Origin of the sequence: Aliivibrio sp. 1S128 (genome assembly GCF_001691065.1) — a bacterium.
GTDB lineage: Bacteria > Pseudomonadota > Gammaproteobacteria > Enterobacterales > Vibrionaceae > Aliivibrio.
Map to the genome: position 1 here is coordinate 149,008 of NZ_MAJV01000001.1, position 26,401 is coordinate 175,408.

Here is a 26,401-nt window from a genome sequence, read left to right on the forward strand (position 1 = left end):
GATTACATTACCAACCGAGCCATTTCAATACCAACCCCTTTAACCTCATCGACCTTTTCAATAAGAGAAGTCGTAATAAATAGAATATTGGCTTCAATTTGCTCTGATAACCATACAGATTTTGCATCCATTGTTGGTAAATTATCCCAATCACGATTAATGGCATTAGCTAAGCGTACCGTTGCTGCTAATGGAGAATAAATATTATCTATTTTTGGTTCATATTGTTCAGAAATAGCAAAGACTAACTCTTCAGAAAAAGACCAACTCTCTGCCAACTTAGCACCCAAAATAGCACTATCTGTACCAATCGTTGAGCGCTGGGCTGATACTTTAGAACTTCCTTCTTCAATTTTTGCAAGGATCACTGGAACTTGTTCTGACATTACAGTGTGGATCATTAAATCACCAATATTGTGTAACATACCAGCAGTAAAGGCACTATTAGGATTTACAGTACAGCTTTGAGCAATCGCTTTACTTAGAATGGCCACTTCGAATGTTTCTTGCCAAAAAGCTTTTAAATCAATTACTTCTACATATGGGAAAGCACTGATTAAAGATGAAGCAATGATCAATGTTTTTAGTGGCTCAAGGCCTAAACGGACGACAGCTTGGTCGACTGACGACACACTTTTTCCACGGGAGAAATGTGCAGAATTAGCTAAACGAATAACACGCGCACTGACTACTTGTTCCATTGAAATAGTGCGTGATAATTCTTGTAAATCAACATCAGGGTCATTCACGAGTTCCATCATTTCACGGATCACTTTAGGTATCTTTGGTAGTTCATGTGCATGACTTAAAATTTCATTTTGTTCCATATTATTCTCCACAACGAATTGCTACTTTTTCTTTTTCATTACGGCAACAGTAAAGCGACTGGTGCAGACTAAGCGTGCTCGCTGATCTCTAATATCAATTACCCAAACTTGAGTGGTTGCACCTAAATGCACGGGTTTTGCTGTGGCGTAAACAATGCCTTCTCGTACTGCACGAATATGGTTGGCATTTATATCCAACCCTACACAGTATTTTGTTTCATCGACGCACCAATTAGCCGCGATAGAGGCAACGGATTCAGCTAACGCGACTGACGCTCCCCCATGTAACATTCTAAGAGGTTGATGCACGGTTGAAGTGACGGGCATAGAAGCAGTGATAGAGTCATCGGTATACTGACAGTATTCAATATTTAATGCTTCCATTAAAGTATCTCTTGAAGTCGCATTCAATACTGCCAAATCCATTGGACGTTTCCAAATACTCATCATCTCTCCTTAAATGTTCTCTGCTACTACGTATTTCATCAGTTTACACCCAACAAAGCAGATCAAAAACACATTTTCACTTGTTGTACGCTTTTAGTAGCTGATAAACTTCACAAAAATTTTCCACTCTAAAAACAGGATTGATATGTTAAATAAAAGCATGATCACCAATTTAATCTCACTACTCTTGTTAGCAGTCGGTTATTACATGCAACAAAATACGCTGTACTATATTGGCTTATTTGCTTTTTCTGGTGCATTAACTAACTGGCTTGCTATTCATATGCTGTTTGAAAAGGTACCTGGCTTGTATGGCTCTGGTGTTATTCCTGCGCGATTTGAAGAATTCAAAGCAAGTATTAAACACTTGATGATGGAGCAATTTTTCACAAAATCAAATGTAGATAAGTTTCTATCTAAAGAGATGGCATCGGCCACTAATATTAACCTAGAGCCGGTGATTAATAAAATCGACCTATCTCCAGCTTTTGATTCCTTGGTTGAGGTTATTATGAACTCTCAATTTGGTGGCATGTTAGCAATGATGGGCGGCAGTGAAGCCATTCAACCTATGCGTGAACCTTTTATTGAAAAGATGAAAATATCGATCACGGAGATCAGTCAACAAGATCAATTTAAGAACGCACTAAAAGAGGAGTTAGAAAGCCCTGAGATGATGGATGATATACAAGTCACTATCGAAGAGATCATTGATCAACGTTTGAATGAGCTCACACCTAAAATGGTAAAAGAGATGGTTCAAGATATGATTAAGAAGCACCTTGGTTGGCTTGTCGTTTGGGGTGGTATTTTTGGTGGTGTTATTGGCTTGTTATCGACATTAATCCAATAGTTTTCCGTCTTAAAATAAAATACTCAAAAAAATGCCAGCATCGCGAGATACTGGCATTTTTATTAAATTAAGACCCGAGAATTCAATTAGTGAATTGGTGCTTCATCATCTGCGTTAAACTTACCAAAATGCGCTTCAAGGATTTCAGGAGTCAGTTCCCCTGCTTCTTCAAGACGTTTAAGCTCTGCTACAATCGCTTTTTGCTCTTCGATAGAAGGCAATGCTACTTCTGGTTGGTCTGATCCTTGTTGAACCATGTCTTGCAATTCTTTTTCGATATCACTCATGATTATTTTCTCAATTCATTAAAACAATGTGTAGGATTCTACAAGAGAACCCTACATAAGGTAAACCTTAAAGAAATGCTTATACTTTAAAAGCACCAACTAATTGATCTAATCGTTGTGAAAGTGCGTTAAGTTGTTGACTTGAATCAGCTAACTCTTGTGCGGTTGCGGTAGTTAACTCATTAATGCCGTTAATTTCTTCGATATTCTGGTTAATGGTATGAACTACCGTTGATTGCTCTTCTGTGGCTGTTGCTACTTGGGTATTCATGTCTGAGATATCAGAGATACTTAATGCAATGCCCGCTAACACTTCAGTCGCTGTATCTGCAGATTGAACACCACGAGCCGTTACAGTGTGACTTTCTTCCATTGCCGATACGGCATGTTGAGCTTCTGTTTGCAATTGGTCGATCATCTTCTGAATTTCATCCGTTGATTCAGACGTGCGGCTTGCTAATTGGCGAACTTCATCAGCCACCACTGCAAAACCACGACCATGCTCACCAGCCCTCGCCGCTTCAATTGCTGCATTCAATGCCAACAAATTAGTTTGATCAGAAATACCACGGATAACGTCAAGAATAGAACCAATATCTTGGGTTGTTCCTGCTAATTGTTCCACCACATGGCTTACTTGAACTAAATCACTTTCAAGTTGTGTAATTGCATCACGGGATTCAATGACGGTTTGTCGCCCTTCTTGCGTACTTACTTCTGCTTTACTTGCTGATTGAGCGGCGTTTGCAGCATTGGACGCAATTTCATTGATCGTGCTGCCCATTTGATTAATCGCGGTAACCACTTGTAAGGTTTGATCGCGCTGCATTTCACTGTTGTCGCGGGTTGAAGTTGCTTTGAGTGCGACATTTTCTGCTGTGGTATGCAATACATGACCCGTTTCGACGACTTCTGATACGGTTGCATGAATTTTCTCAACAAAACCATTGAAGCCTTTTGAAAGTTCAGCTATCTCATCATTGCCTTTAACTTCGATTCGGTGAGTTAAATCCCCTTCACCTTCACCAAGTTCATGAAAACGGTGCGCTAATTCTTTAATTTTATTAGTGATAGACCCTGCGCCCCAGATTGCTAATGTAATAAAGATCGCGATAATCACTACTATAGATAGGATAATTTCTTCTGTTGAACTGTGAAGGCTTTCAAATACTTCATCTACAGGCACTTCAGCTACAATAAACCATTCCATTAATGGGATGTAGTGAGAAGCAATGAAGATCTCTTTACCGTCTTTCTCTATGCGACTTAGATTAAATTCTTGCTTAGTTAACAGTATTGATGCTTCAGCTCCTACCACATCATGAATTGATTGCTTACCCATGATGCTTTTATTTTTGTGAATTTTAATGTCGCCATTACCATCCATTAAATACACAAAACCGGTCTTCTCAATTCTAAAACTATTAAGCAGAGATACCATATCATCTAAAGATTTAGATAATCCTGCCAAAGAAACCCCGTTTAACTGCTGAAAATTCACAAATAATTTTACTTCACCATTTTGCTCAGTAAATACATTCAACATGCGCTCAGGTCCACCTTGAGTGAAACCAAAGAACCACGCATCTTGTTGTTGAGTCAATTGACGTAAGAAACCATTTTGATTCCAATAATAAGCATTATAACGATTGCCCACTGACGCATCGTTCAAATTATGTTGTCGCTTTAATTGATTTAATTGTTCAATTAAAATCGTTTGGTCTTCCGGTGAAACATTAGGATTTGAAATTGCATCAATAATAAATGGATTATTCGCCATTTGTTCTGCTGCAGAAGAAATCACGGAGACTTCTTTATCAACTTCACCACCAATTTGCTTAAGAATGGTTGGTAATTCAAGCGTCGTTAAACGCTCGTCAAGAGTTTCGAATGCTTTGGTTTGCGCGACAATACCCACAAGTGACGTCGATGCGATAATCGCGATAACGATACCGGCTACGAGTTTCTGTTTTATTGTTAGGTTAATCATAATTTTTCCACAGCTAAAATAGATTCTTTATATAACGGCGGCACATACTATTACTTTAGTTTATAACTAAACTTTAATTCATTAGCTAAATAGTTGAAAATTCATAATTAAACCCAATCTTATAAGGAACTAATGTGATTTTAATCAGTCACAAAGACATAATTACTAAACAATCCAGACATTGGGTGAACTATGCCAGCGTTAAAAATTCAACAATTACAAACTTATCTTGAATCTCAAGTCATTGGCCAACCTGCGTTAGTGAAGCAACTATTGATTGCTTTGCTTGCCGATGGGCATATTTTAGTTGAAGGTCCTCCAGGTCTTGCAAAGACGCGTGCCGTGAAGATTTTGGCTGATTCTATTGAGGGAGACTTCCACCGCATTCAATTTACTCCAGATCTCTTGCCTTCTGATTTAACGGGGACGGATATTTATCGCCAGGAGACGGGAGAGTTTACTTTCCAACCGGGTCCTATCTTTAATTCATTGGTTCTTGCGGATGAAATCAACCGTGCCCCTGCTAAAGTGCAAGCGGCAATGTTAGAAGCAATGGCAGAGAAACAAATCACGGCAGGTCGCAACACGTATCAATTACCAGAGCTATTTTTGGTGATGGCAACGCAGAACCCGATTGAACAAGAAGGGACATACCCTCTACCAGAAGCGCAACTTGACCGTTTCTTAATGCATTTGGATGTTGATTATCCAGGCGCAGAAGACGAATTGGCGATTCTACGTTTAAACCGTGGTGAAGCGCTAGGTGAGCAAGCAGAGAAACCACAGCCTTTAGCGCAAAGTGAGATCTTTAAAGCGCGTAAAGAAGTGCTGTCGATTTACATGGCGCCTGAGATCGAACAATACATTATTCGTATCACTATGGCGACGCGTAAGCCAGAACAGTATTGCCAAGACTTAGCGAAGCAGCTAGAGATGGGCGTGAGTCCTCGTGCGACGTTAGCGCTTGATCGCTGTGCCCGTGCGCATGCATGGTTAGCAGGACGTGATTTTGTGAGCCCTGAAGATGTACAAGCAATGGCTTACCCTGTGTTACGTCACCGTCTGTTGTTAAGCTTCCAAGCACAAGCTGAAGGGACGACTGCAAATAAAGTGGTTGAACGATTATTACAAATGGTTGCGGCGTCTTAACGTCGTAAAGTAATTATATGAAAAAGACTACTCTATCGCTGCCACCACACAGTAATGGCGTTACTTTGTCACTTAATGAATTGGTTCACTATAAGAATCATTCATTACAGTGGCTGCCGCCGTCCCAATCTGTCTGGTCAAAAATGAATGGCAGCCACCAAAGCCGACAAAAAGGCCGCGGTATGGATTTCTCAGAAGTACGTCAATACCAACCGGGCGATGATATTCGCTCGATTGATTGGCGTGTGACTGCACGTACCGGGAAACCTCACACCAAACTCTACAGTGAAGAGCGTGAGCAACCGACCATGCTGTTTATTGATGTCAGTGACACCATGCGTTTTGGCTCTCAACTACTGTTTAAATCTGTACAAGCCGCGCATTTTGCCAGTTTATTAAGTTGGATAACGTTAGCAGCGAAAGATCGCGTCGGTGGGATCATCTTTAATGGATTATCGACCTTTGATTGCAAGCCCTCTTCTCGTCAGAAAAGTGTGCTGCAATTTATGCAATCCATCATTGAACAGCATAATACCAACAGTGATTCTGAACCTCAGGATATCGCACAACAAGCTAGCTCGTTTGCCAAGGGGTTAAGCCAGTTACAGCGTTTGTGTCCTAAAGGCAGTGAGATTGTGATTATCAGCGATTTTTATGCCCTGACCGATGAATGTAAGGCAATATTCAGCCAACTAAGTAAACACAATCGTATTCAGTTTGTGATGATAAGTGATCCGCTTGAGCAAGGTTCAACGCGTTTTAATGGTACAGAATATGTCTCTGATAACAAACGTTCAGCGTGGTTGGATTTCTCTTCATCGTCCACTAAGAAAGCCTTAGAGCAACAGTCTAATCTTCATAAAGCCTATGTGCAGAATATGGCGATGCAACTGGGGATTAAATTACACAGCTTGTCGTCAGGTTTGCCGTTACTAAGTCAGTTGGCCTCTGCGCAAGCTCCATCACACAAAGATAAAGGAGCCAAGTAATGTCTTTATCTTCAACACAGCAAGCGCCAGCAAACAATGCATTACCATTAGCAGATATTCATTTACCTGCTGCGCCATCGTGGGGATTATCTCTGCAAGGCTATGGCCTATTAATTGGGTTACTGTTGTTTTTCGTTGTCATTGTGTGGGTTATTCTCCGTAAGCGAAAACAAGGTGGGCTTAAGCGTTTGGCACTAAAGCAATTAGCGAACTTAGCACCACAGCAAACCAGTGAAATTGCTCGATTATTAAAACAAGCGGCATTGAGTCATTTCCCTCGTGAACGTATTGCCTCACTGCATGGGTTAGCATGGTGGCATTTTGTTGAGCAGCAACTACCGGTTAAAAAACAGGCCAATGTCCATTTCTCATCTCGAGCAGAAATGTTAGAGCAAGCGTTATACGGACAACAGCCTTTATCAGAGACAAATCAACAACGTTTCTATGATGATGTGCGTTATTGGTTATCTCATGCTTTGCCTGCAAAAAAAGTAACAATGGCAACAACACAAGGACATCAACATGCTTGAATTCGTTTGGTGGGGGGCATGGTTTTTACTGCCTATTCCTTTCCTGTTTTACTTTTTTGTTCCTGAAAAAGACGTAGGCACGGCGATTCACCTTCCTCGACTGCCAGAGCAAGGAGAATATAAGCAACCGAATAAACGCATTAATATCGGTTTATTGTCTGTCGCTTGGCTGTTATTGATTGCCGCCTTAGCGCGTCCGGTATGGTATGGCGATCCGGTTGATATTCAGCCTGAACACCGTGACATGATGCTAGTGGTCGATTTGTCTGGCTCAATGGCTGAAGAAGACATGCAAACCGAGAATGGGGATTTTGTGGATCGCTTAACGGCGGTTAAAAAAGTCGTGTCTGATTTTATTGATGAACGTAAAGGCGACCGTCTTGGGTTAGTACTGTTTGGCGATCACGCTTATCTGCAAACCCCACTCACCTTTGATAGAAAAACGGTAGAAGAACAACTAGACCGTACTGTTCTTGGCTTAGTTGGACAAATGACTGCAATGGGTGAAGGCTTAGGACTCGCGACCAAAACCTTTATCGAAAGTAATGCTCCGCAACGAACCATTATTTTATTAAGTGATGGCGGCAATACAGCCGGAGTACTAGAGCCATTAGAAGCGGCTCAACTTGCCAAAGACAACAACGCCAAGATTTATACTGTCGGTATTGGTGCGGGTGAAATGCAGGTTCGAGGTTTCTTTGGTAAACAAACCGTTAATACCGCGCGTGATTTGGATGAGAAAACACTGACTGAAATTGCAACCATGACGGGTGGACAATATTTCCGTGCACGTAATGCCGATGAGTTAGCGCAGATCTACCAAACCATCGACCAACTAGAGCCCATTACTCAAGCAACACAAACCTGGCGGCCACATGAAGAGTGGTTCCGCTATCCGTTAATGGGGTATCTCTTTTTCTTCTTTATTATTGTGGGAGTAAGAAAGCGTCATGGCTAATTTTACTTTTCTCTATCCTCTGTGGTTTTTAGCCCTTATCCCTCTTGGGCTATTGGTGTTAATCCAACGTAAAAACAAAAACACCACAGGGTTGATTGCACCGCACATTGCCAAACAATTGGGAATGACTCAAAAAACACAAGGCAATGGCTTTACCCTTGGCTTAGTTCTCGCGTGGTTATGTGTTACTACTGCCCTCGCCGGTCCAAGCTTTGGTTATAAAGACTCACCGAGTTTTCAGCTCTCAGGTGCTCGAGTACTGGTGATGGATATGTCTCGCTCAGTGTATGCGACCGACGTAAAACCAAATCGTTTAACTCAAGAGAAATACAAAGCCAAAGATTTATTGCCTTACTGGAAAGAAGGCATGACCGGTTTAGTTGCTTATGGCGCGGACAGTTACTTAGTTAGTCCGTTAACTGAAGATAGCCAAACACTCAATAACTTAATCACTAATTTATCGCCAGAGATCATGCCTTATAAAGGTAAAGGCAGTAACTTGTTAGCCGCGGTTGATCAAAGTATTGAGATGATGACCAAATCAGGCCATCAACAAGGTGACATCATTGTTTTGACTGATGGAATATCAAACCAACAGCTCGATAAAGTGATGAGTCGCGTTAAAGGCACCAAATGGCGGATCAGTTTATTAGGCATAGGAACTAAAAATGGCGCGCCAATTGAATTGCCTTCAGGTCAGTTGCTCACCGACCGTTCTGGTAACACCGTTGTGGCGACTTTAGATCCCGACCCACTAGTAACACTGGCACAAGCAACCAATGGTGTAGCACAACTTATTCAATCGGATAACAGTGATATTGAAACCATTGCACGCTTAACTAAAACGCCTTTAGAGCAAGTAACACAAAACAGCGATACCCAGGTGAACAGTCGAGCCAATCATGGTTATTGGCTACTTTTCCCATTGGTACTGTTCTCACTGCTTTGCTTTAGAAAAGGAATGTTCTTGGCGTTATTGTTGGTGTTATTGCCTGTCGATAAATCCATGGCGAGTACTGAACTATCAAATAGCTTACTTTCTGATGATTACACTGCGCATCAACAGTTTGAGCAAAAGGACTATCAAGCGGCAAGCGAGCAGTTCAAATCCAAGCAATGGAAAGGAGCCGCTCAATATAAAGCGGGAGACTATAAAGGCGCGATAGAGAGTTTAACCGGTCTTGAAGATACTCAATCTCAATACAATCTTGCGAATTCCTTGGCGCAAAATGGTCAATTGGAAGAAGCGAAAGAGAAGTACGAATCTTTGTTGAAAACCAATCCTGATATGAAAGATGCGAAGAAGAATCTTGGTATTGTTTCTAAAGCACTCGAAGATAAAAAGACCGAAGAAACTTATAAGAAAGATAAAAATGGGGATACGTCGCTAAAAGATGATCCTAATGGCGATAAAAAGCGACAACAAGACAGCAAAGACGGCTCTGAGCAATCTTCAGATTCAAAAGACTCACAATCTCAAGATCCACAGCAGGATCAGCAGAAAAATGAATCTCAATCTGATGATAAATCACAGTCTGATAAACAAGATAAGTCAGAGGCTTCTTCTCAAGAGCAGCAACAAAAAGATCAAGCTAAAAAAGAACAAGAGAAGAAAGACAAAGAGCAAGCCGCACAAGCTCGTGATAAAGAGGATAAGCAACCTAAATCAGACGAAGAAAAAGAGCGACAAGCTCAAATGCAATCACAACAAGCAAAAGCCGACAGTGACGCCATTAAAACCGATCCTCGTCTACAAAAATTAGAACAATCAGGCGCAAAAGAAGATGAACTGCTGCGCGCCCTATTGTATCTGCAAGCAAAACAACAAGAAGCCCCACAAGCTTCTGAGAATGAATGGTAATTAAAATGAGTATAAGACAAACCAGTCCCTACTCTACTGTAAAGAGTTCGACAATGAAGGCTTCTATGAAAAAGACAGCGCTAATAAAGAAAGTATTCTTATTTGCCACCTTGTGCGTTAGTGGTATCTCTGCAAGTTACGCTCAGGCCATTGCTACAGTAAGTAAAAACCAAATCACTGAAAACGAAGTGATTCAATTAATGGTCACTGTCGATAAAAGTGCCGATCAAAGTAAATTTGACCCTAGCCAACTGGCGCCTGATTTTCGCAGTGGCCAAATTGGTTTTAAAGAATCCTATTTGAATAATAATGGTAATACAAGTAAGCACAGTCAATGGACTGTTTCTATCATTCCGACAAAAATGGGCACGTTAACCATTCCTAGTATGAATGTCGCTGGTGAGCAAACTAACCCAATAACGATTCGTGTGACTAAAGATGCTACCGCCCCAAAAAGCAGTGATGTTATTAAAGTAAGCGGCTCGCTAACAAAAAATGAATTGTATGAAGGTGAAACAGCACAATTTAAAGCCAAGATTGCTATCTTTGCGGATACTCGTCGTTTAAAAGATCCAAACATCATCACACCGCAAGGGAATGGCATTGAGTTCTCTCCTATTGGTGAAAGCAAACAATACCAAACAGTGATTGATGGATTGCAAGCCACTGTGGTTGAACAAGCCTTCAGCGTCAGTGCAAGCCAAGCAGGTAAATTAAGCTTTGATGGTTTAGCCTTTACTGGTGGATTAGTGCAAACCGATCGTTATGGTCGTAGCACCAAATTAATCCCACTAAACATCAGCCCTAAACAATACCAATTAACGGTATTAGCAAAACCTGCTGATTTTACAGGTACTTGGTTACCGACTACGGATTTAAAACTAGGACAGCAATGGCTAGTTGATGGGAAGCCATTATCTGATACCACAGTAGAAGCCGGAACAGCCATTACTCGTCAAATCACGCTAATGATGGCAGATGTCCCACCAGAGAAATTACCAAAACTGGATATTGACTATCCTAAATCGGTTCGCATGTACGATGAGAAACCTACAATCGGTAAAGACAGCCAAGGCAATAGCGTGATGACGATTAAGCAAGTGATCATCCCTCATACCAGTGGTTCAGTAACATTACCTGCGGTTTCAATTCAGTGGTGGAACAGTAAAACTCGTCAATCGGAGACAGCAACTCTCGATTCACTGACGTTAACAGTGACGCCGAGCACTCAAATTGATGAACAAAAGATCGCAACACAAACAAATGCGCAACCAGAAACCACAGTAAAACGTGAAGTTGATCATGGTTTTTGGCCATATACAACGTTTGCTTTTGCCCTTTTATGGATATTAACGGCAATAGGTTGGTATATTAGTCGAACAAAAGGTCACTCTACAGACCTCGATATTACGAATAATAAAGTGAATGTTACCAATGGTAGCAAAGCCCTTATTTCTGCGCTTGATAGTAACAACATGATTCTTGCACACCAAATAATTTCTGACCATTATGAACAGTGGAGTAAACAAGGAGTTTATGTTGTTGAAATTAAACACTTAGTTACTCAATTAGGCCAACAGCAGTACGCGGAAAACAAAGAGAAACAATCGAAAAAACAACTTATTAACGAGATTAAACAGAAGTTTACCTCTCTTAAAAAACCATCTCAATCTAATGTAGAACTTGAAAGATTATAACGGTTTTTAATTTCACTTAGCGTCAGTAATCTAGGCTAACGGACTCGTATCGTTGGCCTTTTTTATACCTTAAATTCTGAAATCTATCCCCATTTAACACATTCTTTAAATCGTCTTTTTTCTGTTGTCCTTTATTCATTAAACAAATTAAGAGGCATATCACATTAGAATACAGTTCACGCAAACGATCTCCCTCAAATATTCATATAAAAAAGCATTAATAATCACACTTTTTTTTATTTTCCATTGACATCTCTCTCGTAAAACTCAATTATCAATACATCAAATGTTCACTACCATCGCATTTGCTCAGTATCATCTGCAACGGTGGCAGCGAGACGGACTTTCAAAGAAGATGCTAAATAGCATGTGATCAGTAAGGGTAAGTAGTATGACAACTAAATTAGAACAACTTCGTAAACTAACAACAGTAGTAGCAGACACTGGTGATATTGAAGCAATCGCAAAATACACACCTGAAGATGCGACCACTAACCCTTCTCTAATTTTAAAAGCAGCTCAAATCGCAGAATACGCACCACTAATTGACGCTTCTATCGCTTACGCAAAAGAACAAAGCAACGACAAAGCACAACAAGTACAAGATACGTGTGACATGCTTGCGGTTAGCATCGGTAAAGAAATCCTAAAAGTAGTTCCAGGTCGTATCTCTACTGAAGTAGACGCTTGTCTTTCTTACGACACTGAAGGCAGCATTGCAAAAGCTCGCCAACTGATCAAAATGTACAACGATGCTGGCATCACTAACGATCGCATTCTTATTAAACTGGCGTCAACGTGGGAAGGTATTCGTGCGGCTGAAGTTTTAGAGAAAGAAGGCATCAACTGTAACCTAACGCTTCTATTCTCTTTCGCTCAAGCGCGTGCCTGTGCTGAAGCTGGCGTGTTCTTAATCTCTCCTTTTGTTGGTCGCATCATGGACTGGTACAAAGCAAAAGAAGGTCGTGATTTTGAACCAAGCGAAGATCCAGGCGTTATCTCTGTTGCTGGTATCTACGACTACTACAAAGAACACGGCTACAACACAGTAGTAATGGGCGCAAGCTTCCGTAACATCGGTGAAATTCTTGAGCTTGCTGGTTGTGACCGTCTAACTATCAGCCCTAACCTACTTCAAGAGCTTGAAGAAGCAACGGGTGAAGTGGTTGAGAAACTGATTGATACTAACGGCAATAAAGAACGTCCAGCTGCAATGACTCACGCTGAGTTCTTATGGGATCACAACCAAGACCCAATGGCTGTTGAGAAACTGGCTGAAGGCATCCGTAACTTTGCGGTTGACCAAGGTAAGCTAGAAGACATGATCGCAGCTAAGCTATAGAACTAGAAACTAGAACGCTTCGCTACTATAAGAGCAAAAGCAATTACGTTATAAGTAACACTCTCGACGTATGTATTCCATGCTCTTATAGTTTCTAGAAGCGAAGCGCCTATCGTTTCTAGCTCGTCACCATATTCAAATCGGGTTGAACCTCTCAGCCCTTCATTTTCAAATATTCGAGTTAACTATTATGAACCGTAAACATTTAGCTAATGCTATTCGTGCTCTAAGCATGGACGGCGTACAACAAGCAAACTCTGGTCACCCTGGCGCACCAATGGGCATGGCTGACATCGCTGAAGTTCTTTGGCGTTCACACCTAAACCATAACCCTGCTAACCCTGAATGGGCTGATCGCGACCGTTTTATCCTATCTAACGGCCACGGCTCTATGCTAATTTATTCTCTGCTTCACCTAGCAGGTTATGAATTACCAATTGAAGAGCTTAGAAACTTCCGTCAACTGCACTCTAAAACGCCAGGTCACCCTGAGTACGGTTATGCACCAGGCATCGAAACAACCACAGGTCCATTAGGCCAAGGCATCACGAATGCAGTTGGTATGGCGATGGCTGAAAAAGCATTAGCGGCACAATTCAATAAAGAAGGCCACGACATCGTTGACCACTACACTTATGCATTCATGGGTGATGGCTGTCTGATGGAAGGTATCTCTCACGAGTCATGCTCTCTAGCAGGTACATTAGGTCTTGGTAAGCTGGTTGCTTTCTGGGATGACAACGGTATCTCTATTGATGGTGAAGTGGAAGGTTGGTTCTCTGACGATACGCCTAAACGTTTTGAAGCATACGGCTGGCACGTAATTCCTGCTGTCGATGGTCACGATGCTGACGCAATCAATGCCGCAATCATCGCTGCAAAAGCAGATCCTCGCCCTACTCTGATTTGTACTAAAACTATCATCGGTTTTGGTTCTCCAAACAAGCAAGGCACGCACGATTGTCACGGTGCTCCACTAGGCGCTGAAGAAATTAAAGCAGCGAAAGCACAATTAGGTTGGGAGCACGGCGCATTTGAAATTCCGCAAGAAGTTTACGCAGAATGGGACGCGAAAGAAGCAGGCGCAACTAAGGAAGCGTCGTGGAACGAGAAATTTGCAGCTTATGAAGCAGCATACCCAGAGCTTGCAGCCGAGTTTACTCGCCGCGTAAACGGTGATTTACCTGCTGAATGGGAAGAAAAAGCTTCTGCAATCATAGCTGATCTTCAAGCAAACCCTGCAAACATCGCATCACGTAAAGCCTCTCAAAATGCACTAGAAGCGTTTGGTGCTATGTTACCTGAATTTATGGGCGGCTCTGCTGACCTTGCACCTTCTAACCTAACTATGTGGTCTGGTTCTAAGTCGCTTGAAGCAACAGATTTCTCTGGTAACTACATTCACTACGGTGTTCGTGAATTCGGTATGACAGCTATCATGAACGGCATCGCTCTGCACGGTGGTTTCGTACCCTACGGCGCAACGTTCCTAATGTTCATGGAATACGCACGTAATGCTATGCGTATGGCTGCTCTGATGAAAATTCAGAATATCCAAGTATACACACATGACTCTATTGGTCTTGGCGAAGATGGTCCTACTCACCAACCAGTTGAGCAAGTCGCTTCTCTACGTCTAACACCAAACATGAGCACATGGCGTCCATGTGACCAAGTTGAATCTGCAGTTGCTTGGAAACTAGCAATTGAGCGTCGCGATGGCCCATCAGCACTTATCTTCTCTCGTCAAAATCTTGCACAACAAGATCGTGATGTAGAGCAAGTAGCTAACATCGCTAAAGGCGGCTACATTCTTAAAGATTGTGAAGGCCAACCTGAACTAATCTTTATCGCTACAGGCTCTGAAGTTCAGCTTGCGGTTGAAGCTGCGGCTCAACTAACTGCTGAAGGCAAAGCGGTACGTGTTGTATCAATGCCAGCAACAGATGCATTTGATAAACAAGATGAAGCTTACCGTGAATCAGTACTTCCATCAGCAGTAACAAAACGTGTTGCTATTGAAGCGGGTATTGCTGATTTCTGGTTCAAGTACGTTGGTTTAAACGGCAAGATCATCGGTATGACAACGTTTGGCGAATCAGCACCAGCTGAAGAACTATTCAAAATGTTTGGTTTCACTACTGAAAATGCAGTGAAAACAGCAAAAGAGCTTTTAGCTTAATCACTAAATAAAAAGGCGTTACCTGAATTAACGGTTAACTCCTTCAATATAAAAGCCCCGCTATCCTACATGGATAATGGGGCTTTTTTATATGGATAGATAACTTAATTTGTTAATAATTTAGTTTTATATCTATCTTGTTGAGTCGAATCTTCTGGTAAAGTCTTAAAGCGTTTATGTAACCACATCCACTGAGAAGGTTCTTTTTCTATTAAACGTTCAATTTCCTGATTTAACACTGTTGCTGCTGTTACTGCGTCACGGCGTGGAATATCACCACTTAAATCATCACCAACTTCTAACGTGTAATGTCCACCTTGTCTTATGCTCGTTCCTGACATCACTGCACATTTTGTCATGTCAATTAAAAAGCTTGAACCTGTTGTTGTTGCCGCTTCATTAACCGCAAAAAAAGGAACGAACACTGAGTTTTTTCTACCATAGTCATGATCAGGTAAATACCAAAGACGATTGCCAGATTTAAGTACTTTAATCATGCTTTTTACATCACGGCGATCGATCATTTGATGCCCTTTACGCGTACGACCTCTGTGCTGGATAAACTCATAAACAGGGTTGCTGTTCGCGCGATAAACCCCGTACCCTGGAGCAAAAAGGCTAAAGATGCGTGCTGTCATCTCTAAGTTCAAAAAATGGCAACAAATAACTAAAACGCCACGGCCCTCTTTTTCTTGTTGCAAAATCTTATCTTTCCCAAGAATAGAGATATGGCGCTTAACTCGCCAATCAGGCCAAAACCACGCCATACCGGTTTCAATAATCGCTAACCCTGTATTTTGGAAATTTTTAATCACAAGGTTATCAATTTCTTCTGACGAATGATCCGGAAAACAGAGCTTTAAATTTGTTCTAGCAATATCGGCACGTTTTTTTAAAAAATGTTGAGATAAGCGTCCTATACCAAAACCTAATGCTTTAAGTATAGAAAAAGGCAATACATTGACTAAAAGAGCAAGAAAAGAAAAAGATAGCCATACTAACCAATATTTTGGAGACAACAGCACCCATGAGAATGTAGGGGTTGGAACTGTTTTCATTGTTTAACCTTATCAAAACTAAGACACTCGTCCTAGTAATATTACAAAGGTGATATATTAGTGGAAAATGATAGATAGCTCAATTCAAGTTTAATTAAATTACACCATTTAATAGGTAATCTTATCTTTAAAAAAGACGGTTAACTCGACTATCTATCTTTGTTTAAATTATGAACTAACTCTAACAAAAAAATAAATAATAGATTAATTATTTACTTTCATCACAATTCATTGCTTCGTATAATTCTTTTAATAAAGTGGGCTCTATATTAATTAACCCCTCAGAAAGATGTATATAATTACCTTTAGTTACACTTAATAATATATTTTTTCTTAATAATTCACTTTCTTTAGATTCTTTATTTTGAAAATGAAATTGTTGAGTTTTTTCATAAACCATTTCTGATATTTGTTCTATTTGCTCTTGAGTTAAACAAACACGTGACATCCCGACTTCAGGCCGACTATTTTGAGACAACACTTCAAGTCTTAATTTTTCAGTGAAAAGCTCGTCTAATTTAGATCCTTCAAAAAACGTATAATACGGCGGTGTTAAAAAGCATGGAACCCCGTCTGAACGCAACTCTAACAGGCCAAGAATTTCAAGAGATCTCAAGTAGATATACACACTTTGTTCAGATAACTCAAACTCTGTCGCTACCTCTTCAATAGTTCGACCTTTTACGTGGATCTCATAAAAGAAATCATATAGATAAGGGTGACTAAAAAATATTTCGTCTAATACTTCCGTCCTTGTCCCTTCTTCTCTATGGTGAATATCTCGTGCAATTTGAGATAACTCCTCTATGTTAGTATTCAATACGGTAGCATACTCAAGTAATTTATCTATACCAATTGAATTACTATGAAAATGACGTTTCAATGTTGAAATAGGCACGTTAACCTTTAATGATAATTCATTATATGTTAGATCGTTCTCTTTTAATTTAACTCTTAACGCATTTAATAATAAACTTGCACAAAATCCCATAACTACTTCCTTGATGTTATTTAATGATTAAAAATAACGTTACTGTATCTTGTTCTTAATTACTAGTTCAGTTTCATTATTTGGTGTTATCGAACTCAAAAAATAAAACCATACTATCCATAAAATATAATTTGTTGCGTAATATTACCACAAAAGGTTACATGTATGTTACATCGTCAATTTAATGACGAGACCAAATTAAAATTACAATGTCAGTTTTTGCTCACAGATGAGCGTATTTATACATGGAAGTCACACATGCAGACAAAAAAAATAAATGTGTCAGTACTGTCTCGCTTTATTGCTTGCACTTTAGCATTATCACAGCCTGTGTTTGCTGATGATACAAGTGAATCTAGCGACATAAAGGAAGACAGTACCTCGTGGGGTGGATCATTATCCCTTGGTTATGACAGTAATTTTTTTCAAGAATCAGATTATCGTTCAAACAGAGCGGTATCATTGCATGGTTCAGTTTATTTAAGCTTCTGGGATAACTATTCCTTATATGCCAATTCTGGAGGTTATCGTACTTTGCAGCATGCTGAGGGATATTACTCAACAGATACCGTTATAGGATTATCACGTTCGTCACTATTCACTTTTGGCGGATCAGGAAAAATAGGAATGAGTGGCCAATTCTCGATCCCTACTTCTGAATTTTCACAAGATAACCATTTAAATACAGCATTTAGAATCCAAACCCCGATCTCATTTACACTGCTAGATATTGATATGACTGTTGCACCAAGAATACGTAAAAACTTTCATCAATATACTACCTCGCCTTCCGGAACAGTGAATATCTCTTGGGGATTATCACTCTTATTAGCCGCAAATTATTCCTATGGTGATGCCTTTTTCTTTGCATCTGCACTAGGTGGAACGACCATAAATTACAACGGACGATGGGCTGACGGATACAGCTATGGTGGTAGTTTAGGGGCTGGTTATAAACTACTCGACGACTTATCAATTTCTTTAACTCTTGCTTCTTCAGGCGTATACACAGACGCAGCACAAGGAACCCTAGGTAGCTTTGACATTTTTGATGAAGCCAAAGCCACTTACTCACTTGGAATGACCTATTCATTTTAAGGAAGAACAATAAAAAACAGGATGTTACTCTATGAATTATAAAAAACTGTCCCTAACCGCAGCAATCGCGGTTGCCCTCACGGGTTGTGCTCCAGAAGAGCAAGAATACGATACGCTTGATAAAGACTTAACCCAAGTTCAAGTACAAGATCTCCGTGTAGAAGGTCGCTGGTTCTATGCGCCAACTACAGGTGCTGCACCTCGCTTTGCAGTAACACAATTCCCCTTCTTACAAGGCATGGGAAGATACGTTGAACTTTGTTTTTCAGATGAAGGGTTAGAAGTTCGTGGTTACGATAATAACAATCCAGATCTTATCTTACCGAAAGATAAAAGTGGCTTCTGTTTACCACAAGACTCGAACAATATTGGTTCTGACGATCAAGTAAACTTCCCTCATGTCATGACTATTCCTGGCAGCTACGCAAAATATCAATGTCGTGAAGACAGCTATGGGGATTGTACTAATGTTGAAGAAACTGATTCAGATCCAAACCTTGGCAATACCACCTTTAGAAACAATACCCACTTTACGCCAGATCCTGAATCGACACTTGTTAGTGACTTAAACTGGGATGAGTTATATGGAACCAAAGATGGCTTAACACCTCAAGGTTCACCAGAAGTGATCTCGTGGGAGTTTGATCCAAAGAAAGGTGTATTAAACTTCGAGCTTGAACAAACATTTAAGATCAATTTTGACAAGCTATCTCGCTATATGGATTGGTCAGCAATGGAAGAAGAAATGGCAAAAGGCTCATTTAAGTCTCGCTTCTATTACTCTCTAGTTCATGAAAGTCATTTAGCATCAAGTGACTATCAACCAGTGCTATACCCTGTTAATGATGAGAATGACATTGGCTTCTTTACAACAACGACTAAGAAAAAAGATCCGATAACGAACAAATACGATTCGGTTACTTACTTAAATCGTTTTAATCCAAACAAAGAAACGATTAAGTATTATTTGTCGGACAATTTCTTTGAGGAAAAAAACAAAATCTTCTTAGACTCCACAATTACAACCATTAATAAAATGAATAACACGTTGCGCTTGCTTGAGCCAAACTCCAATAAACCGATGCTTGAAATAGTAAACAAAACTGAAGGTATGGGCATTCACCCAGGTGATTTACGCTATAACGTGATCAACCTTGTTGATGAACCCCTAGATAATGGTTTATTAGGCTATGGTCCATCCATTGCTAACCCTGTCACAGGCGAAATAATCAAAGCTCACGTCAATCAATACTCAGGGGTAGCGAGAACCGGTGTACCTTATTATTGGGATAATATGGCGCGTTTATACAACCGCGGGCAACTCGAGTTAAATGGACTTTCCCCTGTTGATGAGACACCCACAGTTGCCTCTCGTATCGAATTACAAAAGAATAAGCAAGTCGCATCAAGTTTAGAGATAAATCATTCAGGCCATGATCATGCAACAACCTCTTTAGATGAGCAGGATATTATTCAATTTTTAGCTCAACAAAGCATTAAAAATAAAGTATCTCCAACAACGCTTGGACAAATGCATGATGAGATGGACTTAGAAAAAATTGTTCAAGCTGAAGAAGATCGCATCGCTTTTTGGAGTGAAAACAATGTTTATCCTATAGAAGCCTCTTGGGTGTCCTCTTCCAGTAAAGCTGTTATCGATAACCTACCTTTAACTGACGAAGGTTACTTTACTACCGTTACTGATACTGGATCAGGCATTGTAACGAAAACATTAAAAGCTTGGTCAGATTTACCTAAAAATCTAAAAACAACCGCAGCGGATGCAATTACGGTAACGACATATGCAAATACACTGGTCCACGAGATTGGCCACAATGTAGGCTTACGTCATAACTTTAAAGGTTCTAATGACATTGATAACTACTTATCAAAAGAACAATCTAAGCTACTTGGTTTGAGTAATGTTCCCGCATACAGTTCAACCATGGATTATGCACCAAGTATGCTAGATGAAATCCCTACATGGGGACTATACGACTTAGCTGCATTTAAATTTGCTTATGGACGTAAACTAGACCTTATTGAAGCTTCACCAATGACGAATGAACAGCGTTCAGTTGAAGGTGGAGAATTAGAATATGCTGATTCATTTTATAATAAATACGGCATAACTACTGATAATAACGCTCTAATGGTATGCGCTGAACAATCCGCTATTCTTGATGATTTAGGGCAACCAACAGGTCAATCAAACTATACGTGTGATTTCTCCCGTCTAGATACAGCGGCATTAAATGGTGATCCTCGAGCAGAACACGGGGTGCTTTACTACCTTGATGACATACTTGGTTTCACACGTAAAGCCTATGCATTCTGTACCGATGGGAATGTTTCTTTAAACAGTGATTGTAACCGTTTTGATGAGGGAGCTAACCTTCAAGAAATTGCCACGTATCAGTGGCAACAATATCTCGATAGTTATGATTCAAGAAATGCTGGGTTATACCGCGATGGTACATTCAATTCTGATTATCCTTCATACATTATCCGTCGATTCCGCGAAATGAATACAGTTCGAGACATGATTGAAGATAATGAGCGTATTGATACCTTATTCCATGACTATGGTGACGCATCGCCTTCAGATAAACCGACAGAGTTTTTACAACGAGTTGCGGCTAATCCAAACATTTGTACTTATTCACCAGATAGAGAGCTTACAGCTGAAAATTCATGGTTATGTGACTATGCTTATGGTGCAAATAAAGCGTCAGAATTTTTCTTAGATATCCTAAGAACACCAGAAACACAGTGTATTATTACAGACCGCGCAGGCGTTATGCGCAGTATCTCCCTAGGGGAGACATTGAGCGCTCAGAGTTACAACATTCCAAGTGACTATGATATTACTCGTGCAGATTGTTTTGATGACGTTGCAAAACCAATCATTGAAAATTTACATGGTGCTACGACTATCCATGCAAAATCAATTAACTCAAAATTTTTAAACTCAGTTAGTTCATTTGACCCTGCAAACCCATATTCAAATGCCGTTTCCGTTCTAGGTATGTGGCCAGATAAAGGACTAGCAAGCTACCAACTCGCTCGTCGCTATTCTTTTCGTTACACCGATGAAGCTGCTTACGCATCATTGCTAGATTTACCTGGAATAAAAGCTGAATACGATGCAATCATGGCGCATTTAGTTGCTAAAGAACCATTGATTAGTGCAGTAAAATTTGTTGACAATACTGGCGCAGTTTATAAGCCTACAATTGATGTGAACTTACATGTCACTCAACAGGTTGAATCATTGCCCCCACTGCCTGGAGGTATTTTAAATTTTTATAATTTGAGTAATTATGCTCGTACCGATATGTCTACTATGATCTTATCTATGGGTACAGACATGATGCAAACAAGAGACTTTACGTTTGCTGAAACCTCTCTAAAACAGAGAAATAGTTTAACAAAGCAATTAGATCGCTATGGTTTATTAAGTGATGATGCGCTTACCGTTTCTTTAGAAGGTGTAAACTATAAAATTACTAAAGATAATGTTCTAGCAAACCGCGTGGCTTCTAAGCTATTTACGAGCGAAGGTTACAATGCAAAAGTAGCACTAGATCAAGCATCGGCTGAAACTTTAGCTTCAATTCAATCGGCATGGCAACCAGTTGCCGGATTTCAATCAAATTTCCATACACCGATCCTTGCATTAGATGCACCATTTATTGAGCTTATTGTAAATTCGTATAAGGCACAAATTGCCTCAGGTGAAGCTAATTTAACATTTGAGAAAGTAGTTAATGGGGTATTAGATCAGGAGGGTGTCGTTTATAACCTTGAGACTGATATGATTACTTATAATGATGGCAAATCTCACAGCAAAAACAGCGTAACGGTTATTATTGACTACACTCTCGCTTATGTAAATGCAGGTCTCGACCCTCAATTACTGACAGCAAGTTTTGCTTTATATGATGGCTATACTGTAACCACTGATGCAGATAAGTTTGTTTGGACGCTAACATACAGCATGCTTACGTCTTACTTATCAGGCGACTATACAAATATGGTCGGACAGCATTACGAAACCCTTCGTAAACTACCCGTTAAAAACGTATATTAATTTAGTTGTTATATTCTTAAAAAAGCCAGCGTAAATGCTGGCTTTTTATTTAATATAGTATTGAGGTTAAATAACAGTAATTACATCTTCAAACGCTTTACGCGATTTGGGTAATGCTGCATTAAAATCTTCACTTTCATGATGATAACCAATAGCTAAAGCAACATGGCATTCATACCCTTCTAACTCATCAGAAAATATCTCATTAAGTAAAGTAGAATCAACACCTTCCATTGTCGTTGAATCAATTTTTAAGCGTGCCAAAGTATGTAATGCATTACCTAAAGCTAAATAAGCTTGAGGCTTAGTCCAGGCTTTATGCTCACCATTTTCATCACAATTCAATTCAACAAACTTAAACGATCCAAAGGCTGCTTCTTTCTGCTCTTCCGTAATTCGAGTATCTAGTACCGCTTTATTCAATACCAATTCGTAATCATTACGTGAGTAAGTTAATTTGTTAGCAAATAAAATAACATGAGAGCACGCTTTAACATGGTGCTGATTAAATTGATGCATATTAGCAAATGAATCATGCATGCGTTGCTTCGCCTCATTCGATTCAATAACTATAAACTTCCACGGTTGTGAATTAATTGATGATGCAGATAAACGCAATGCCTCTAACAATACCATTAGATCTTGTTGGGATACTTTTTTACTTGAATCGTATTTTTTCGTTGTATAACGACTTTCTAGATCCTTAATAATTTCATGCTTCATGCGAACTCTCTCCTATCTCTATTCATTAAACGAATGCGTTTATCTCGACTATACACACAAAAAATAAATTCACTTTATTATTAAATAACAGAGTACTATTTTTGCCAAAATGGTGATATTAGTATTTTTTCTGTGACGTTAATTTGTTTTCTACTAAAATTCTATGGTAGGGTTTTATAGTCTGATTATCAAAAGGAGAAGGATATTATGAAACCACAATTTGTATATTGTGTACCTGAAGAGCTAGGTTCAACAGGTCAAGCGACTGCAGAAAAGGAAGCTGAGGCACTTTACTCTGAATTAACAGGTAAAGGCGCTAGAAATATGTCAGAAATTAAAATTGAAATTAAAGATATGAATGTCATTGCAAGTTGGGTTATTGATGGTGAAAGGTATTACAATAACTAATATCCTAACGTCATAAACCAAATAAAAAGGGCTGAAAAAACACAGCCCTAAATTATTATAATTTAAGTTAAATCAACTAATCACTCTTTACCGTAAACGTTGTTCTCTTGCTCTTGTACGCGGATGAAAGTTGTGCGCTTAGTTAGCTCACGAAGCTTTGCCGCGCCTACGTATGTACAAGTTGAACGTACACCGCCAAGGATGTCAGAAATCGTTGTATGAACTGAACCACGGTATGGTAATAGTACGGTTTTTCCTTCAGCTGCACGGTACTTAGCAACACCACCTGAGTGCTTGTCCATCGCGCTTTGTGAAGACATTCCGTAGAATTTCATGAACTGCTTACCATCTTGCTCAATCACTTCGCCACCTGACTCTTCGTGACCAGCTAGCATTCCGCCAAGCATTACGAAATCAGCACCGCCGCCGAACGCCTTAGATACGTCACCGGCACATGAACAACCGCCATCACCGATAATACGACCGCCAAGGCCATGCGCGGCGTCAGCACATTCAATGATTGCAGAAAGTTGTGGGTAACCCACACCTGTTTTAACACGTGTAGTACATACTGAACCTGGGCCAATGCCCACTTTAACGATATCAGCACCGGCAAGGATAAGTTCTTCAACCATATCACCCGTAACAACGTTACCTGCAGAGATTACTTTATCAGGAAATTGTGCTCGTACTTTTTCTACGTATTGAACTAAATGCTCTGAGTAACCATTTGCGATATCAACACAAATGAAGATCAAGTCATCAGTCAATGCCATGATATCTTTTGTTTTTTGGAAATCAGCTTCAGAAGTACCCGTAGAAACCATTGAGTTGTTAAGAACAGAAGCGTCGTTTTCTTTTACAAAACCAGCCCAATCTTCAACCGTGTAATGCTTATGAATCGCAGTCATCACACCATGCTCAGAAAGTGCCTTCGCCATAGCGAAACTACCTACAGAATCCATGTTAGCTGCAATTACAGGTGTACCAGACCATTGACGACCGCTGTGCTTAAATGTAAACTCGCGGGTTAATTCGACTTGAGAGCGACTTTTTAGTGTTGAACGCTTAGGACGAAACAGTACATCTTTGAAGCCTAACTTTAATTCTTGTTCGATACGCATGATAAATTCCTCGTATTATCGATAATGGCTCTACTATCTCTTGTTGCCTTTGGCAGAAGGCAGTTAACAAACCAAGATGGCAGGCACAAAAAAACCGGGGCGCTGGCAGGCGCTCCGGTTTTCAATATTATAGGGCCGGAAACTTATTTCGCAAGTCTGATAATTCGTTTTTTTTTGTGATACCATTGATATATCTGCAAATAAATAACAACATTTCGCAGAAAAGACTAACAAAACAAATCACACGATATATAACTCTACAAATCATAATTAAATGGCATTTTATACCATCCACAAAAACGCCAGTACCATCTCTTAAACCATAAAAGTAAACGTTTGCTATTGAGTCCTGCAAAACTAAAGTGACCTAGTTCTCAATTTTTTACTATATTCATGAATGTTAATGAAAAAAGTTGTGATATAATCTCGGAAAATTCACTTATTAATGACATTTAATTCATGAAGTTTCCTGGCCAACGTAAGTCTAAACACTATTTTCCTGTTCACACTCGCGATCCACTAGTGAATCAAATTAACCAAACACCAAAACTTGAGAGAACTCATCTTATTGGTGTTGGTCAAACTATTGTTGATATCGAAGCGAAAGTCGATGATGATTTTTTAGAACGTCATCAATTAAGTAAAGGCCATTCATTAGTTCTTGAAGAAGCGAAAGCCGAAGCATTGTATAAAGAACTCTTTGAAAGAAACTTAATAAGCCATGAATACCCTGGCGATACCATTGGTAACACCCTTCATAACTACTCAGTACTTGCCGACAGTAAATCTATTTTATTGGGTGTCATGAGTGAAAACATCAAAATCGGTTCTTACGCTTATCGTTACCTATGTAACACCACAAGCCGTATGGACTTAGACCATTTACAACCGGTTCAAGGCCCTATTGGCCGCTGTTATACGCTGATCACTAAAGATGGCGAACGTACGTTTGCAATCAATGAAGGTGACATGAACCAACTGTGCCCTGCACACGTACCTGAACATATCTTTGATAAAGCCTCTGCATTAGTGATTTCGTCTTACCTTGTTCGAGGTAAAGAAGGCGATCCTATGATGGATGCCGTTCAAAAAGCGATTGATTGTGCAAAATCTCATAATGTTCCTGTTGTTCTTACTTTAGGCACTAAATACGTCATTGAAGGTAAAGCGGAATGGTGGCAAACATTCTTGAAGGAAAATGTCACTGTTGTTGCAATGAACGAAGAAGAAGCAGAAGCGTTAACCGGTGAGAAAGATCCCCTACTCGCGGCGGATAAAGCCTTGGAATGGGTTGATTTAGTGCTTTGTACTGCAGGACCTGTCGGTCTTTACATGGCAGGCTTCACTGAAGAAAGCATGAAACGTGAAACTGATAAGCCACTTCTTCCTGGTAACATTCCTGAATTCAATCGTTTTGAATACAGTCGCCCAATGATGAAAGCACAATGTACTAAGCCAATTAAAGTCTCTTCTCACATTGCTCCTTACATGGGGGGTCCAATGGAGATTAAAAATACCAACGGTGCTGGGGATGCCGCATTGTCAGCATTACTGCACGACATGGCTGCAAACTTCTATCATAAAGAAAATGTGCCTAACTCAAGCAAGCATGATAAAGAATATTTAACTTATTCCTCTTTCTCTCAAATTTGTAAATACTCAAATCGTGCAAGCTATGAAGTGTTAACTCAGCACTCTCCACGTCTTTCTAAAGCAATGCCAGAGCGTGAAGATTGTTTAGAAGAAGCCTATTGGGAGCGTTAATCTCTCTAATATCGTTTTTATTACCTATAA

The 26,401-nt window shown here is 39.9% G+C and carries 21 protein-coding genes; 13 read left to right on the forward strand and 8 right to left on the reverse strand.

Going from position 1 to position 26,401, the window contains the following annotated elements:
* Positions 1–2 precede the first annotated feature (2 nt).
* Positions 3–827 carry an HDOD domain-containing protein gene (locus A6E03_RS00665; protein WP_065593601.1) on the reverse strand — a complete coding sequence of 275 codons (825 nt, stop codon included), beginning with the start codon at positions 825–827 and terminating at the stop codon, positions 3–5.
* 21 nt (positions 828–848) lie between these two features.
* Positions 849–1,274 (reverse strand): hotdog fold thioesterase, encoded by a 426-nt coding sequence (locus A6E03_RS00670; RefSeq protein ID WP_065593600.1) that lies wholly within the window; start codon positions 1,272–1,274, stop codon positions 849–851.
* 145 nt (positions 1,275–1,419) lie between these two features.
* On the opposite strand from A6E03_RS00670, the gene A6E03_RS00675 reads away from it, so the two are divergent.
* Positions 1,420–2,127, forward strand: a complete 708-nt coding sequence (locus tag A6E03_RS00675; protein WP_065599960.1) for a DUF445 domain-containing protein — start codon at positions 1,420–1,422, stop codon at positions 2,125–2,127.
* An 86-nt stretch (positions 2,128–2,213) separates the two neighbouring features.
* On the opposite strand, the gene A6E03_RS00680 is transcribed toward A6E03_RS00675, so the two are convergent.
* Together A6E03_RS00680 and A6E03_RS00685 are read right to left on the reverse strand one after the other, a co-directional pair.
* Positions 2,214–2,414, reverse strand: a complete 201-nt coding sequence (locus A6E03_RS00680) for a hypothetical protein (RefSeq protein ID WP_061037457.1) — start codon at positions 2,412–2,414, stop codon at positions 2,214–2,216.
* Between the two features lie 79 nt (positions 2,415–2,493).
* Complete coding sequence (locus A6E03_RS00685) at positions 2,494–4,404, reverse strand: methyl-accepting chemotaxis protein (RefSeq protein WP_065599961.1); 1,911 nt, start codon at positions 4,402–4,404, stop codon at positions 2,494–2,496.
* 192 nt (positions 4,405–4,596) lie between these two features.
* Between A6E03_RS00685 and A6E03_RS00690 the strand changes: the two genes are divergently transcribed.
* The 8 genes from A6E03_RS00690 to tkt all read left to right on the forward strand — a co-directional run bounded on the left by A6E03_RS00690 (position 4,597) and on the right by tkt (position 15,112).
* Positions 4,597–5,553, forward strand: coding sequence for a MoxR family ATPase (locus A6E03_RS00690; RefSeq protein ID WP_065593597.1), 957 nt, complete (start codon positions 4,597–4,599; stop codon positions 5,551–5,553).
* 17 nt (positions 5,554–5,570) lie between these two features.
* Positions 5,571–6,542: a DUF58 domain-containing protein gene (locus tag A6E03_RS00695; protein WP_065599962.1), complete on the forward strand. Its 972-nt coding sequence runs from the start codon at positions 5,571–5,573 to the stop codon at positions 6,540–6,542.
* Positions 6,542–7,072 (forward strand): DUF4381 domain-containing protein, encoded by a 531-nt coding sequence (locus A6E03_RS00700; protein WP_065599963.1) that lies wholly within the window; start codon positions 6,542–6,544, stop codon positions 7,070–7,072. The genes A6E03_RS00695 and A6E03_RS00700 overlap by 1 nt, the downstream gene beginning before the upstream one ends.
* Positions 7,065–8,030, forward strand: coding sequence for a VWA domain-containing protein (locus A6E03_RS00705; protein WP_065599964.1), 966 nt, complete (start codon positions 7,065–7,067; stop codon positions 8,028–8,030). Before A6E03_RS00700 ends, A6E03_RS00705 begins: the two co-directional genes overlap by 8 nt.
* Positions 8,023–9,891, forward strand: a complete 1,869-nt coding sequence (locus tag A6E03_RS00710) for a VWA domain-containing protein (RefSeq protein ID WP_065599965.1) — start codon at positions 8,023–8,025, stop codon at positions 9,889–9,891. The genes A6E03_RS00705 and A6E03_RS00710 overlap by 8 nt, the downstream gene beginning before the upstream one ends.
* Positions 9,892–9,956: 65 nt before the next feature.
* Positions 9,957–11,588, forward strand: coding sequence for a BatD family protein (locus tag A6E03_RS00715; protein ID WP_255310559.1), 1,632 nt, complete (start codon positions 9,957–9,959; stop codon positions 11,586–11,588).
* A gap of 391 nt (positions 11,589–11,979) precedes the next feature.
* Entirely contained in the window at positions 11,980–12,930 is a 951-nt protein-coding gene (gene tal, locus A6E03_RS00720) for a transaldolase (protein ID WP_065599966.1), read from the forward strand.
* Between the two features lie 190 nt (positions 12,931–13,120).
* Positions 13,121–15,112, forward strand: coding sequence for a transketolase (gene tkt / locus A6E03_RS00725; protein WP_065599967.1), 1,992 nt, complete (start codon positions 13,121–13,123; stop codon positions 15,110–15,112).
* Between the two features lie 104 nt (positions 15,113–15,216).
* On the opposite strand, the gene A6E03_RS00730 is transcribed toward tkt, so the two are convergent.
* The gene (locus A6E03_RS00730) at positions 15,217–16,170 is read right to left on the reverse strand and encodes a Kdo(2)-lipid IV(A) acyltransferase (RefSeq protein WP_065593589.1); all 954 of its coding nucleotides are present in this window, start codon (positions 16,168–16,170) and stop codon (positions 15,217–15,219) included.
* 208 nt (positions 16,171–16,378) lie between these two features.
* The gene (locus A6E03_RS00735) at positions 16,379–17,161 is read right to left on the reverse strand and encodes a helix-turn-helix transcriptional regulator (RefSeq protein ID WP_065599968.1); all 783 of its coding nucleotides are present in this window, start codon (positions 17,159–17,161) and stop codon (positions 16,379–16,381) included.
* A gap of 258 nt (positions 17,162–17,419) precedes the next feature.
* Between A6E03_RS00735 and A6E03_RS00740 the strand changes: the two genes are divergently transcribed.
* Positions 17,420–18,259, forward strand: coding sequence for a hypothetical protein (locus tag A6E03_RS00740; RefSeq protein ID WP_065593587.1), 840 nt, complete (start codon positions 17,420–17,422; stop codon positions 18,257–18,259).
* Positions 18,260–18,290: 31 nt separating this feature from the next.
* The gene (locus A6E03_RS00745) at positions 18,291–22,352 is read left to right on the forward strand and encodes a zinc-dependent metalloprotease (RefSeq protein WP_065599969.1); all 4,062 of its coding nucleotides are present in this window, start codon (positions 18,291–18,293) and stop codon (positions 22,350–22,352) included.
* 66 nt (positions 22,353–22,418) lie between these two features.
* On the opposite strand, the gene A6E03_RS00750 is transcribed toward A6E03_RS00745, so the two are convergent.
* Positions 22,419–23,075, reverse strand: a complete 657-nt coding sequence (locus A6E03_RS00750) for an NAD(P)H-dependent oxidoreductase (RefSeq protein ID WP_065593585.1) — start codon at positions 23,073–23,075, stop codon at positions 22,419–22,421.
* Between the two features lie 207 nt (positions 23,076–23,282).
* Between A6E03_RS00750 and A6E03_RS00755 the strand changes: the two genes are divergently transcribed.
* Entirely contained in the window at positions 23,283–23,483 is a 201-nt protein-coding gene (locus A6E03_RS00755; RefSeq protein ID WP_065593584.1) for a hypothetical protein, read from the forward strand.
* An 80-nt stretch (positions 23,484–23,563) separates the two neighbouring features.
* Here the strand turns inward: A6E03_RS00755 and A6E03_RS00760 are convergent, their stop codons facing one another.
* A complete protein-coding gene (locus A6E03_RS00760; protein WP_065593540.1) occupies positions 23,564–24,607 on the reverse strand; it encodes a GMP reductase in 1,044 nt (347 codons plus the stop codon).
* 459 nt (positions 24,608–25,066) lie between these two features.
* Here A6E03_RS00760 and A6E03_RS00765 point away from each other — a divergent pair, with 459 nt between their 5' ends.
* The gene (locus tag A6E03_RS00765; protein WP_065593539.1) at positions 25,067–26,371 is read left to right on the forward strand and encodes an inosine/guanosine kinase; all 1,305 of its coding nucleotides are present in this window, start codon (positions 25,067–25,069) and stop codon (positions 26,369–26,371) included.
* Positions 26,372–26,401: the final 30 nt, after the last annotated feature.